Origin of the sequence: Streptococcus pseudopneumoniae, assembly GCF_001072315.1 — a bacterium.
GTDB lineage: Bacteria > Bacillota > Bacilli > Lactobacillales > Streptococcaceae > Streptococcus > Streptococcus pseudopneumoniae_R.
Genome location: NZ_JVLI01000095.1, coordinates 54,992 through 68,530, shown reverse-complemented (window position 1 = coordinate 68,530; position 13,539 = coordinate 54,992). Strand labels below are relative to the sequence as shown.

The following is a 13,539-nucleotide window of genomic DNA, read 5'->3' as shown; positions in this document are numbered from 1 at the left end:
GCTGTACTTGAGTACGGCAAGGCGACGTTGACGTGGTTTGAATTTGATTTTCGAAGAGTATTAGCGTCAAGTTCTTTTTAGTTTTGAAAGATTATCCGTGAATTTCTTGGATATTTATGATAAAATGAGAGTATCGCAAAAAAATGACTCATCGTATTCAATTTTGAGTAAAACTAGGAGGATCCCATGTCAACAGAACATATGGAAGAACTAAATGACCAGCAGATCGTTCGCCGTGAAAAAATGGCTGCGCTCCGTGAACAAGGAATCGATCCCTTTGGAAAACGTTTTGAACGTACTGCAAATTCACAAGAATTAAAAGATAAATTTGCTGACCTCGATAAAGAACAATTACACGATAAAAATGAAACAGCTACTATCGCAGGACGCTTGGTAACCAAACGTGGTAAAGGTAAAGTAGGTTTTGCCCACCTTCAAGACCGCGAAGGTCAAATCCAGATCTACGTTCGTAAGGATGCTGTCGGTGAAGAAAACTATGAAATCTTCAAAAAAGCAGACCTTGGTGACTTCCTTGGTGTCGAAGGTGAAGTGATGCGTACAGATATGGGAGAACTCTCTATCAAGGCTACTCACATCACTCACTTGTCTAAAGCACTTCGCCCACTTCCTGAGAAATTCCACGGTTTGACAGACGTTGAAACAATTTACCGTAAACGTTACCTTGACTTGATTTCTAACCGTGAAAGCTTCGAGCGTTTTGTCACTCGTTCAAAAATCATTTCTGAAATCCGTCGTTACCTTGATCAAAAAGGTTTCCTTGAAGTGGAAACACCTGTTCTTCACAACGAAGCTGGTGGTGCTGCTGCCCGTCCATTTATCACTCACCACAATGCCCAAAACATTGACATGGTGCTTCGTATCGCAACTGAGCTTCACTTGAAACGCCTTATCGTGGGTGGTATGGAACGTGTCTATGAAATTGGCCGTATCTTCCGTAACGAAGGAATGGATGCTACTCACAACCCTGAATTTACTTCTATCGAAGTCTACCAAGCTTATGCAGACTTTCAAGACATCATGGACTTAACTGAAGGAATTATCCAACACGCTGCTAAATCAGTTAAAGGTGATGGCCCAGTCAACTACCAAGGAACTGAGATCAAGATCAACGAACCATTCAAACGTGTTCACATGGTTGATGCTATTAAGGAAATTACAGGTGTCGATTTCTGGCAAGACATGACTTTGGAAGAAGCCAAAGCTATCGCTGCTGAGAAGAAGGTTCCTGTTGAGAAACACTACACTGAAGTTGGCCACATCATCAATGCCTTCTTTGAAGAGTTTGTTGAAGAAACCTTAATCCAACCAACTTTTGTCTATGGACATCCAGTAGCTGTATCTCCACTGGCTAAGAAAAATCCTGAAGATGAACGTTTTACTGACCGTTTCGAGCTCTTCATCATGACTAAGGAGTACGGTAATGCCTTTACTGAGTTGAACGACCCAATCGATCAGCTTAGCCGTTTCGAAGCCCAAGCTAAAGCCAAAGAACTTGGTGACGATGAAGCGACAGGTATCGACTACGACTACATTGAAGCTCTTGAATACGGTATGCCACCAACAGGTGGTTTGGGAATTGGTATCGACCGTCTCTGCATGCTTCTCACTGATACAACTACTATCCGTGATGTATTGCTCTTCCCAACAATGAAATAAACTCTTATCCTCTGGCTCTTGCCAGAGGTTTTTTGATGCAAAAAGAGACTGAGGAAAAACTCAATCTCTACTTTTCACTTCTTTAGTTGCTACATCTTCTCCAAACCATTTATGGCTAATCTCTTGGAACTTTCCTTCTTGGTATAGTTCAATAAAGGCTTGGTTTAAAGCTTGCAGCAATCTCTTGTCTGCTGGTCTAACTCCGACCGCAAAAGATTCACTTTCAAATCCAGCTGAAAAGACATTATAGTCATTTAATATCCCCTCAGACTGAAGATAGTAATTAGCATACACTCGGTCAATCAATAAGGCATCAATACGGTCATTTTTTAAGTCAATCAAGGCTTCATTGAAACTCTGGTATTGATTGGCTTTCTGGTCTTTGACTCGATTTTTCAATAAATCTGTCTGAGCTTCAAAGTCTAAATAGCCAGAGGAACCGGCTTGGGCACCCAAGGTCTTATCCTTCATATCCTCTACTGAATGAATTTGCTGGCTTTTCTTCGCAACCAGAACTTGCTGATTTTCCATATATGGAATGCTAAAGGCAACCTTCTCTCGGCGTTCATCAGTGGCAGAATAGCCATTCCAGATGGCATCTATAGTTCCATTTTGCAGTTCCGTCTCCTTCATATCCCAGTCAATTGGCTGAAATTGCACCTTAAAACCTAATTTTTCAGAAACTGCTTGTGCTAAGTCAATATCAAAGCCCGTATATTGGCCATTCTTTTCTTCAAATCCCATGGGTACAAAGGTATTGTCAAAACCAATGGTTATACTGCCTTGCTCTTGATACTTATCCCAGTTATCCTGCTTTGGATCGCTAGCCTTCTGAGTACAAGCTGTTAAAAAGAGAGTCAGGAGCGAAACCAATACCAAAGCAATTTTCTTATTAGTCATTGGCACCTCCTACTTGGGCTCAACCTTGAGAATCTGATCTGCGATATTTTCAGCAAACTGCAAATCGTGGGTAACCACAATCTGGGTCATGCCAAGTTCCCTATTTTGCAAGATCAGTTTTTCCACTTCCAAGCGTAATTCTGGATCTAGGGCCGAAGTTGGTTCATCGTAGCCAATGATTTCTGGGTCAATCATCATAGCACGCGCCAAGGCCACCCGTTGCTTTTGTCCACCAGATAGTGAGAATGGATAGGCATCTGCATGACCAGCCAGTCCTAACTGTTCCAAAAGCCCTCGCGCCTTCTTCTCAGCCTCATCCTGCTTCATTCCCATGGTTTTCACAGGCGATAAGGTCAAATTGTCTAAAACTGATAAATGAGGGAACAGTTGAAAATCTTGGAATACAAATCCTAGTAGATTGCGCTTCTCCAATTCATCCAGTTCTAAAGGTTCTCCATTATAAAAGATTTGCCCTGAATCAATAGTTTCAAGACCCGCAAGCATACGTAAGAGAGTTGTCTTACCTCCGCCAGAAGGCCCAACGATAGCCAGGATTTGCTTTTTAGGAATGCTTAGACTGAAATTAGATAAAATTTGCTTTTCACCAAATCCTTTATTGATATTTCGTAATTCTAACATGGCAGCCTCCTATCTATAGTAACTGTACTTCTTCTCAACTTTTTTGGCAAGAATGGTCACAATCCCAATCAAAATCAAGTAAATAGCACCTGCCAAGAACATGGGAACCAGGCTAGCGTCACGGTTGGCAGCTGTTCGACTAGCCAAGATGAGGTCTGAAATTCCTAGAGCATAGACCAGAGAAGTATCCTTGACCAAACTCATAACCTCATTAAAAACACTAGGAAGAACAATCTTGGTCACTTGGGGCAAAATAATATAGCGCACTGTGTCAAAGGGACTAAACTTCAAGACCTTGGCAGCCTCATATTGACCTTTAGGAATGGTATCAATCCCCCCACGAAAGATTTCAGCAAAGTAAGCCGCATAATTCAGAACAAAGGCAATAATGGCTGCAGGAAGGCGGTCTAAACGGATCCCAATACTTGGGAGCACATAATAAATAAAAATCAATTGCAAAAGCAAAGGTGTACCCCGCATGATCCAAATATAAATGTTAATCAGATGATGGAGGAGCTTCCAATGGACTTGCAAGGCAAAGGCAATTAAAACGCCCAAGGGAATAGAAAAAATCAAGACCAGTGCAAAAACCTGTAAAGTCATGCTTGCACCGCTCAATAAACTCGGTAATATCTCAAACAAATAAGACATACTGACACCTCCTAAAAATAATTGCTCCTATTATAGCATAAATAAACTAAATAACCAACTATTTTTGTAAAAAAATTCTTTTTAATAGAAAAAATACTGCTTCTTGAAGCTAGAATAGGACAACACGACTTCTAAATCCTTGTTAGAAATTTGATTTGAATTCTCTAATCGATTTGTTCATATTCCATTTCAACATATTATAATTTACAAGCAAAAGAAAGGACAAACTTTGCCCTTTCTCGATCTTATCTTCTATTTGTTACAGTTAACTTAACTGATAATTGGAGTTTTATCTTCTTTACTGTGATGGATTTTCTTTTTTAGTTCGTGCTAATCTCAAGGCACGATTTGGATTGAGACGATTAAATAGTTCTTCCAATTTCTTTTCATTCCAAACGTCTGCGGCGGAAACAAAATTGCCATCCGCATCTCGGAAAGATATCGGTTTATCTCCCATACCAGTCTCCTAGTCTACAAATTCAAACTCAAATTTACCAATGCGAACCAAGTCCCCATCCTTAGCACCACGCGCACGAAGGGCTTCATCAACCCCCATACCACGAAGCTGGCGGGCAAATTTCATGACTGATTCGTCACGATCAAAGTTGGTCATATTAAAGAGTTTCATCAGTTTTTCACCAGAAAGCACCCATGTTGCATCATCATCACGACTAATTTCAAAGGCTTTTTCTTCCTCGTCAAAGCCGTAGTATGCTTCTTCTTCCATATCTGACTCGTCATAGAGCAAGAATTCTGGTGTCTTGTCTAACAATTCAGCTGTAGCATCCAAGAGCGTAGCCAAACCTTGCTTGGTCAAACCAGAAATTGGGAAAATAGCTGGTAACTCTTCAAATTCATCGTAGTTTTCAGCCAATTTTTTCTTAAATTCTTTAAGATTTTCTTGACTTTCAGGCATGTCCATCTTATTGGCTACGATAATCTGTGGACGCTCCATGAGACGGAGGTTATAAGACTCTAACTCCTTATTGATAGCTAGATAGTCCTCATAAGGATCACGTCCTTCGCTAGCTGACATATCAATAATATGAAGGATGACACGGGTACGCTCAATGTGACGGAGGAACTGAGTTCCCAAACCAACACCTTGACTAGCCCCTTCAATCAAACCTGGCAAGTCGGCTACTGCAAAGGATTCACCTGATTGGGTGCGAACCATACCTAGATTTGGCACAATGGTCGTAAAGTGGTAGGCACCAATTTTAGGTTTAGCAGATGTGATAACACTTAAAAGTGTTGATTTCCCAACAGATGGGAATCCTACTAAACCGACATCTGCCAAGATTTTTAGTTCCAATTGTAACTCACGTTCCTGACCTGGTTCTCCATTTTCAGAGATTTCCGGTGCAGGATTTTTTGGTGTTGCAAAGCGGATATTTCCACGACCACCACGACCTCCGTGAGCTACAATAAATTCTTGCCCATGTTCAATCAAATCTGTTAAGACCTTGCCAGTCTCTGCATCACGAACGGTCGTACCTTGTGGCACTCGAACTCTAAGGTCATCAGCACCACGACCATGCATTCCTTTGGTCATTCCTTTTTCACCAGAATCAGCCTTGAAATGGCGATTGTAGCGGAAATCCATCAAAGTCCGTAGTCCTTCGTCTACAACGAAGACCACATTTCCTCCACGACCACCATCACCACCCCAAGGACCACCATTAGGGACATATTTTTCACGGCGAAAGGCAACCATGCCATCACCACCATTACCAGCCTTGACCTTGATCTTAGCTGTATCTAAAAACATACTCATTATTTCTTCTCACTTTAAAAAAGGGCTGGGAAATCCCAGTCACTAAATTTTCTTGAATCTATTTTATAGATTACTGAGGGCACCAATTGCAGTTGCAAAAATTCCCAATAAACTTGCTACTAGCATGATAATCACGATAAACAAGGTTATTTTCTCAAACATAGTTTTTTTACGATTTCCATTATCTCCAAATGCCATTTTTATCTCCTTCGTTACATTCTATTTTCTATTATCTTAGCATGAATTTAGCTAGTTTTCAATAGTCACTTGCTACTGGCGCAATAATCCATAAAATGATATAAGCTACAATTCCCGCTCCGTAACAGCAAGCAAGGACACCCCATATTACGCGAACGATAGTTGGATCCATATCAAGATAATAGGCCACTCCGGCACAAACACCCGCAATCTTTTTATCACAACCACTTCTCATCAATTGTTTTTTCATAGCTATTCCTCTTTCTATTCTTCATGGTCTTTCCAATAATCTCTTATGCTGATCAACTGTGTTTTTGAAGCCTTCAGCATGCGTCTAGAGCCTTTTACGGGCACAGCAACCACCTTTTGTGGAAGATACAAAACTGTCTTAAAGATACGCTGACTAACCGTATCATCTTTAGCCAAATCTTTCTGGAAGTTATTTGAAATAATGGCATCCAGATAAAACTCATGCACTCGTTTTCCAAAGTTCTCAGCTGAAATCTCATACAATTTCTCTGATAAGGTATGCTCATTCATATCTGGCGTTGCAATCAAGGCCTCTAAAATAGCTCCAGCCAAATCATGTTCACCGTAATACAAGGTTCCAAACATTTTGTCACTGATAAGATTGTCCAGATAAGGATTTCCATGAGCAATGACAGGCGTTCCACTAGCTAAACTTTCCAAGTAGGTCAAACCTTGGGTTTCACTTGTCGATGCTGAAATGAAGAAATCCGCCGCCTTATAGTAAAGAGCCGTCTCACTAGGAGCAATCATCCCTGTAAAGATAACGGAGTCTTGAATCTCTAATTTCTGAGCTTGCTCTTTGAGATCATCCAGATAAGGACCATCCCCAGCTACCACCAGTTTGACCTTGTCTTCTTCTTTCAGAACTTCTGTAAAGGCTGCTAATACTGCCTGAATATTTTTTTCATAGGAAATTCTCGAAAGACTCAGCAACATCTTTTCACCATCTTGAATCCCTAATTTACTACGTAGTTCTTTCAAATTTTCCTGCTTGATTTCTGGACGCTCAAACTTGGCTAATTCAATCCCAGTAGGAATGACCCGTTTTTCAACCTTAACCTTATAGTCCGATAGCAAGTCTCGGACAATCTCACTCGGGCAAATGACTCCATCCACATCATGCAAAAAACCTCTAACCAGATACTTGACCATGCTAGGACGAATCAACATCCCCTTAGCAATATAATGCACATAGTCTTCGTACTGGGTGTGATAGGTATGGATGACTGGAATCTTCAATTCACGCGCAATCCAAATCCCCAACAAGCCAAGAGAAAATTCTGTCTGAGTATGGATAATATCCAGTTGATATTGTTTAGCAATTTCAAGCGCCTTGCTGAAGCCTCGATAGGCAAAGCGGCGATCCTTAAAAGCAAAGAAGGGAACACTTGGAATGCGGATAATTTGCCAATCTTCATAACGATTGACATCCTTATCTGTCGTTGTAAAGATAAAAACAGCATGCCCTTGCTTTTCAAGTTCTGTTTTTAAGGTTCGAATACTGGTCGCAACACCTGAAACCTGAGGAAAATAGGTATCTGTAAATAAACCAATTCGCATAGATTACCTCACTTTTTACTTTCTCCCTAAAGCGGCTTGTTTCTCATAAAAATCCAACCAGATTTGCAACAGATGCTCTTCAGAATACTCTCTAGAAATATTCTTAGCTTTTTCTTTCAAATCTTTTAAAGCAGCAGGATTCGCTTGATATTCCAGAATAGCTTCTTTCATCTCTTCTCTATCTGCTGTCGCCCGATAATTTCCCTCCAAAATTACCTTATAAAGATCTAAATCACGCAACATAATAGGAGCTTCACAACTGGCAGCCTCTAAAATCGTCATCGGAAAGAGCTCATTGTAACTAGGCAACAAGAAAAGATTCGCTAGGGCATACAATTCGCGCATCCGCTCTGGCGATACAATACCTGGAAAAATCAAATTTTTAGGGGGATTGTCCATGATTTTCTTGTAGCGTTCATAACCATCTGTCATACCACCAAAAGAGAAACCACCAGCCCAGATAAAGGTAATTTGAGGCAATTCCTCAGCTAGACGGATAAAATCATCAATCCCTTTACGTTTCTGAACTTGACCAGCACCTACTACGATAAACTGATTATCACTAAGACCTAGCTCTGTTCGCAGTCTGACTACCTCTTCTTGTGGAAGGGGATGCCATTTTTCCTTGTTGACAAAGTTAGGAATATAGGTCACTTTTTCACATGGAATACCAGCTGCCACCAAATCCTCAATAAACATAGGATTGACCACAACCAAGTGCTCCATCCGGTTGTAAAAAGAAAATACATAACGTTTGACAATTCCCTTTAAGAAAAATGGAATTTTCAAACTCCCCTCAAGTGTATCAGGCAAGAAATGCACATATCCAATTTTCCTACCTGATCGTTTCTTTTGGAAGGTTGATAAGTAATAGGGGAAATCAATGGTATGAAAGTGAGTCACATCTGCCTCTATTGGAAGATTTTCTGTAACAATCAATTGGTCCTTGGCATCACGGTGAAGAAGACGAACTAATTCACGGTAAGCACCTGAAACTCCTTGTCCTGCTACTTTCTCACTTGAACTCAACATATTGATGCGTAATTTCTTTTTTTCCATAGCTACTATTATATCATTTTCTTTGAATAAAATCAGCAAAAGAAAGGAGAGACTAGAGGAAAAGAAGAGGAAATTTCCTCGCTTTTCCAATGGTCTCTCACATACTTTTATTTGTTTACTTAATGCCTAGGGCAATGCGTGCATAGCGACTCATTTTTTCAACGGTCCAGGCTGGATACCAAACCAATTTAACCTCAGTATCCGTTACTTCTGGAACCTCTGTCATGGCATCATAAATCTGGTCTGTCAAAAGGTCTGCTAGGGGACAACCCATAGTTGTCAAAGTCATATCAATCTCTGTTTGTCCTGTGTCTCCGTCAAAACGAATCTCATAGATCAAACCAAGATTGACAATATCGATTCCCAACTCAGGGTCGATGACTTCTTCTAAGGCTGTTAAAATCCGTGTTTTGATGTTTTCAATTTGCTCTTCTGTATAAGCCATATTCATCCTCACTCTTAATCTTCAATAAAATCACGAAGCGGTTTGCTACGACTTGGTTGGCGTAGTTTTCTCAAAGCCTTTGCTTCAATCTGACGGATACGCTCACGGGTTACGTTAAAGACTTTCCCCACATCTTCAAGGGTGCGCATTTTTCCATCATCTAGTCCAAAACGTAGACGCAGAACATTTTCTTCACGGTCTGTAAGAGTATCCAAGACCTCATCCAACTGCTCACGCAAGACGATACGAGTTGTATAGTCCACTGGATTTTCAATCACTTCATCTTCAATAAAGTCCCCAAGGTGGCTATCATCCTCTTCACCGATTGGTGTTTCAAGAGATACTGGTTCTTGGGCAATCTTCAAGATTTCACGAACCTTATCAGGTGTCATATCCATTCGTTCAGCAATCTGTTCTGGTGTCGGATCTTGTCCCAATTCTTGAAGGAGATTCCGCTGTTCACGAACCAATTTATTGATAGTTTCAACCATGTGAACTGGGATACGGATGGTACGAGCTTGATCAGCGATGGCACGAGTGATAGCCTGACGAATCCACCAAGTTGCGTAAGTTGAGAACTTGAATCCTTTAGAATAATCAAACTTGTCAACAGCCTTCATCAAGCCCATATTTCCTTCTTGAATCAAGTCAAGGAACTGCATACCACGACCGACATAGCGTTTGGCTATAGAAACAACCAAACGAAGGTTGGCTTCCGCAAGACGTTGTTTGGCTTCGATATCGCCAGCTTCCACTGCTAGTGCTAATTCTTTTTCCTCTTCATTGGTCAAGAGAGGAACGACCCCGATTTCTTTCAAGTACATACGGACAGGGTCATTAACCTTAGCCGAAGTTGAACCAATCAAGTCCTCATCGCTGAGTTCTGGTTCTTCTTCAGCACTAAGAACACGCGCACTCGGATTTCCTTCGTTATCTGTGATAGAAATCCCTGCATCCTGAATTCGTTGCAAGAGATCTTCAATCCCATCAGCGTCCAAGGTAAAAGGAACGACAAGACTAGCATTGATTTCATCATCTGTTGCTGTCCCTTTTTGCTTATGATTACGGATAAATTCTGCTACTTGTACGTCAAATGTTGTTACTTCTTTTTGTTTTGTTGCCATTATTACTCCATTCTTCTCTTTTGGGAAATTAAACGTTCCAATTCTTCTAAGGCTGTGTCGGTATCTCCTACATGGCTAGCTTCCTGCACTTTCTTTTTGATTCTCATATTGTCCTGATTCAAGAGAGCCTTGTTTCGAGTCATTTCTACTTCACTAAGTTCCTGCGGCGACATCTCAGCAGGCAAATCCTGAGCTAAGACTTGATACCAAGCTCTTTCAACTTCTTCTGTCTGTTCTGCTAAAACTTCTGGAGGAAGATTGCCATACTGACCAAGCAAGTCATATAAGACCTGAAATTCAGGTGTGTCAAATGCAAAATCTTCTCGCAAACGGTAATCGTTCAAAACAAGAGGAGATTCCATCATTCGATAAAGTAGATGGGCTTCTGCCCTCATAATAGCCGATAACTGCTTGGTGACAGGCATAGTGATTGTCGTCGGTCTGGAAATCCCTTCCATGCGATTCTGCCTTTGCGCCTGACGACTCTCATTAACAATCTGCTCAATCTGGGCATAATCAAATGATGCCAGACTGTCAGCTAAAATATGAATATAGCTGTTTTGAGCAGTGATAGACGTTTCTTGAACAATCAAGGGAGCTATTTTTTCAATAAACTCAATCTGAGCCTGCAGATTTTCACTATTTTCAGGCTTATACTGGTGAATGTAGAACTCAATCGGACTAATACGAGTTTTCGTTAATAGATAGGCCAAGTCTTCTGGTCCATTTTTTTGTAGATACTCATCTGGATCCAAGTTATCAGGCATGCTGACAATTTGCACAGGTATATCACCAATTTCGTCCAGCGCTTTCAAAGTCGCGGCTTGCCCAGCCTTATCGCCATCGTAAACAAGAACTAACTTCTTGGTTAACCTTTTCAGATGCTCAACATGCTCACGACTTAAGGCCGTTCCCATAGATGCGACAGCGTTTTCGATTCCAGCCCGATAGGCTGCGATGACATCCATGAAGCCTTCCATCAGATAAATCTCACTGGCTTTTCCAGAAGATTTTTTTGCCCTATCCATATGATATAATTCGTAACTTTTGTTAAAAATTGCAGTCGATCGGCTATTTTTATACTTAGAAGTTTGTGAATCCGTTTTCTGCCAGATACGACCTGAGAAGGCAATAACCTTTCCCTGATCATTGGTCAGGGGAAACATAATGCGATTGTGAAAGGTGTCTACAAATTGATTAGCATCTGAGAGGTAAAATAGCCCTGAATCTAGGAAATCCTCATCATGATACTGACCAGACAAACGTTGATAGAGATAGTTTCGTTCTGGAGGTGCTAAACCAATCCGAAAATGCTTGAGCACTTCATCTGTCAAACCACGCTGATAAAGGTAGTTTCTGGCCTCTTCCCCCATGGTCGTTGTCATGAGAATAGCATGGTAAAATTTGGCTGCATCTTCGTGCATATCATAAAGAGCTTGGTGAGGCGAGGCTGGCTTCTGTTCACTATAAAGCGGTTTTTCAACCTCAATCCCCACACGCTGACCTAAGATTTGGACAGCCTCCATAAAGGGAACCCCTTGGTACTCCTCGATAAATTTAAAGACATCACCTGAGCGACCACAACCAAAACAGTGGTAAAACTGCTTGTCCTCTACAACGTTGAAAGAAGGTGTTTTTTCACCATGAAAAGGACAGAGCCCTAGATAGTTCCGTCCTGCCTTTTGTAAAGAAATCACATCTCCTATGACTTCCACAATGTTGGCATTGTTTTTGATTTCTTCAATGACTTGTTTGTCAACCATACACAATACCTCCATGTTATCATAGTTTACTTTATATAGTATACTTTATTTCAGAAAAAAAGTAAACCATTTCACTCATTTTCCCTACTTTATTCAAAGAGCTGATAATAATCAGAGATTTTCATTTTTGCTTTTTCTTCTTGGTTCAAATCTTGGATAATTCGTCCTTCTTTCATGACAATTAAGCGATTGCCATACTTAAGAGCATCTTCCATGTGGTGAGTAATCATAAGTGCTGTCAACTGATCCTTCTTAACAAATTCATCCGTCAATTCCATGAGGGCAACACTTGTCTTTGGATCAAGAGCTGCAGTATGCTCGTCTAACAAGAGTAATTCAGGACGCTTCAAGGTTGCCATCAAGAGACTCAAAGCCTGTCTTTGTCCACCTGATAAGAACTCAATCGGTGTATTCAAGTGTTTCTCAAGACCATTTCCTACTTTTTCAATGGTTGCCTGAAACTCATCCTTATAGCTAGCCAAACGTCTTGGTAACAATCCCCTCTTTTCACCACGAAACTTGGCAATCAAGAGATTCTCTGCCACTGTCATACGAGGAGCTGTCCCCATCTTTGGATCTTGGAAGACACGAGACAGATACTTAGCCCGCTTTTCTGGTGAAAACTTAGTAACATCTTCACCCAAAATACGGATGGTTCCACTGGTTAAGGATAAGGTTCCTGCAATAGTGTTAAAGAGGGTTGATTTCCCAGCACCATTTCCACCCAAAATCGTGATAAAGTCCTGTTCAAAAATTTCTAAGGAAACATCATTTAAAATAATCTTTTCTTCATCAAAGCCATTTTTAACGACTTTGGTTGCATTTTTTAATTCTACAATTGCTGTCATTTGCTTAATTTGGCTCCTTTCAAGATTGTTTGCTTAAATGTTGGAATCATGAGGCAGACTGCTAAAATCACGGCACTGTACAAACGAAGGTAACTTGTATTAAAGCCAAGCGCAATAACTGCCCACACTAAGAATTGATAAGCGATAGAACCTACAACGATGGTAACCAGACGTTCTGCCAGGCTCAAACTCTTGAAGATGACTTCTCCAATAATCAAACTTGCAAGACCTACAACGATAACCCCAATTCCTCGAGATACATCGGCATACCCTTCTTGCTGGGCAATGAGAGCTCCTGCAAGGGCAATCACACCATTTGATAAGACCAATCCCATGAGCTCCATGCGTCCAGTATGAATCCCGAAACTTCTAGCCATATCAGGATTGTCACCTGTAGCAATATAGGCTTGTCCGAGTTTGGTATCCAAGAAAAAGAGCATGAGAACAATAACAATACTGACAAAGATGAGACCTGTCAAGAGTTGATTCAAGTCTGAATCAAAAGGTAAAACATCCTGAATTTGCTTGGTTCCAAGCAGTCCTAAATTTGCACGTCCCATAATCAAGAGCATAATAGAGTGACAAGAAGTCATCACCAAAATCCCTGAGAGCAAGGTTGGGATCTTCCCTTTTGTATAAAGAAGTCCTGCTGCCATTCCAGCCAAACAACCGGCTCCTACAGCAACAAGTGTCGCTAAAAAGGGATTTACACCCTTGGTTATCAGAGTGACAGCAACAGCTCCCCCAAGAGGGAAGGAACCTTCTGTCGTCATATCTGGAAAGTTTAAAATCCTAAATGTCATAAAGATTCCCAGACCTAGAATAGCCCAGACAAATCCTTGAGAAATAATAGATAATATCATCTGTT

The 13,539-nt window shown here is 40.9% G+C and carries 15 protein-coding genes; 1 reads left to right on the top strand and 14 read right to left on the bottom strand.

Going from position 1 to position 13,539, the window contains the following annotated elements:
- The first annotated feature begins 186 nt into the window (after positions 1 to 186).
- On the top strand, positions 187 to 1,677 hold the full coding sequence (gene lysS, locus ADH54_RS04720) for a lysine--tRNA ligase (RefSeq protein WP_000102427.1): 1,491 nt from the start codon (positions 187 to 189) through the stop codon (positions 1,675 to 1,677).
- A 60-nt stretch (positions 1,678 to 1,737) separates the two neighbouring features.
- Here lysS and ADH54_RS04715 read toward each other — a convergent pair whose 3' ends face one another.
- The 14 genes from ADH54_RS04715 to ADH54_RS04650 form a co-directional block, all read right to left on the bottom strand.
- Complete coding sequence (locus ADH54_RS04715; protein ID WP_049524226.1) at positions 1,738 to 2,577, bottom strand: amino acid ABC transporter substrate-binding protein; 840 nt, start codon at positions 2,575 to 2,577, stop codon at positions 1,738 to 1,740.
- Between the two features lie 9 nt (positions 2,578 to 2,586).
- On the bottom strand, positions 2,587 to 3,216 hold the full coding sequence (locus tag ADH54_RS04710) for an amino acid ABC transporter ATP-binding protein (protein ID WP_049524225.1): 630 nt from the start codon (positions 3,214 to 3,216) through the stop codon (positions 2,587 to 2,589).
- Positions 3,217 to 3,225: 9 nt separating this feature from the next.
- Entirely contained in the window at positions 3,226 to 3,867 is a 642-nt protein-coding gene (locus ADH54_RS04705) for an amino acid ABC transporter permease (RefSeq protein ID WP_000120835.1), read from the bottom strand.
- Positions 3,868 to 4,165: 298 nt separating this feature from the next.
- A complete protein-coding gene (locus ADH54_RS12170) occupies positions 4,166 to 4,324 on the bottom strand; it encodes a hypothetical protein (RefSeq protein WP_001808548.1) in 159 nt (52 codons plus the stop codon).
- A gap of 9 nt (positions 4,325 to 4,333) precedes the next feature.
- On the bottom strand, positions 4,334 to 5,644 hold the full coding sequence (gene obgE / locus ADH54_RS04695; RefSeq protein WP_049524224.1) for a GTPase ObgE: 1,311 nt from the start codon (positions 5,642 to 5,644) through the stop codon (positions 4,334 to 4,336).
- Positions 5,645 to 5,707: 63 nt separating this feature from the next.
- Entirely contained in the window at positions 5,708 to 5,842 is a 135-nt protein-coding gene (locus ADH54_RS04690) for a DUF4044 domain-containing protein (RefSeq protein WP_000863859.1), read from the bottom strand.
- Between the two features lie 58 nt (positions 5,843 to 5,900).
- Positions 5,901 to 6,077 carry a PspC domain-containing protein gene (locus ADH54_RS04685; protein WP_049524229.1) on the bottom strand — a complete coding sequence of 59 codons (177 nt, stop codon included), beginning with the start codon at positions 6,075 to 6,077 and terminating at the stop codon, positions 5,901 to 5,903.
- 29 nt (positions 6,078 to 6,106) lie between these two features.
- On the bottom strand, positions 6,107 to 7,432 hold the full coding sequence (locus ADH54_RS04680) for a glycosyltransferase family 4 protein (RefSeq protein WP_049524223.1): 1,326 nt from the start codon (positions 7,430 to 7,432) through the stop codon (positions 6,107 to 6,109).
- A gap of 15 nt (positions 7,433 to 7,447) precedes the next feature.
- Positions 7,448 to 8,491 carry an alpha-galactosylglucosyldiacylglycerol synthase gene (gene cpoA, locus ADH54_RS04675; RefSeq protein WP_049524228.1) on the bottom strand — a complete coding sequence of 348 codons (1,044 nt, stop codon included), beginning with the start codon at positions 8,489 to 8,491 and terminating at the stop codon, positions 7,448 to 7,450.
- Positions 8,492 to 8,606: 115 nt separating this feature from the next.
- Positions 8,607 to 8,936, bottom strand: coding sequence for a metal-sulfur cluster assembly factor (locus tag ADH54_RS04670; protein WP_000331929.1), 330 nt, complete (start codon positions 8,934 to 8,936; stop codon positions 8,607 to 8,609).
- A gap of 14 nt (positions 8,937 to 8,950) precedes the next feature.
- Positions 8,951 to 10,060 carry an RNA polymerase sigma factor RpoD gene (rpoD, locus tag ADH54_RS04665; RefSeq protein ID WP_000201905.1) on the bottom strand — a complete coding sequence of 370 codons (1,110 nt, stop codon included), beginning with the start codon at positions 10,058 to 10,060 and terminating at the stop codon, positions 8,951 to 8,953.
- Between the two features lie 2 nt (positions 10,061 to 10,062).
- Positions 10,063 to 11,823 carry a DNA primase gene (dnaG, locus tag ADH54_RS04660; RefSeq protein ID WP_049524222.1) on the bottom strand — a complete coding sequence of 587 codons (1,761 nt, stop codon included), beginning with the start codon at positions 11,821 to 11,823 and terminating at the stop codon, positions 10,063 to 10,065.
- An 89-nt stretch (positions 11,824 to 11,912) separates the two neighbouring features.
- A complete protein-coding gene (locus ADH54_RS04655) occupies positions 11,913 to 12,671 on the bottom strand; it encodes an ABC transporter ATP-binding protein (RefSeq protein WP_000125441.1) in 759 nt (252 codons plus the stop codon).
- Positions 12,668 to 13,534, bottom strand: coding sequence for an ABC transporter permease (locus ADH54_RS04650; RefSeq protein WP_004238144.1), 867 nt, complete (start codon positions 13,532 to 13,534; stop codon positions 12,668 to 12,670). Before ADH54_RS04650 ends, ADH54_RS04655 begins: the two co-directional genes overlap by 4 nt.
- Positions 13,535 to 13,539: the final 5 nt, after the last annotated feature.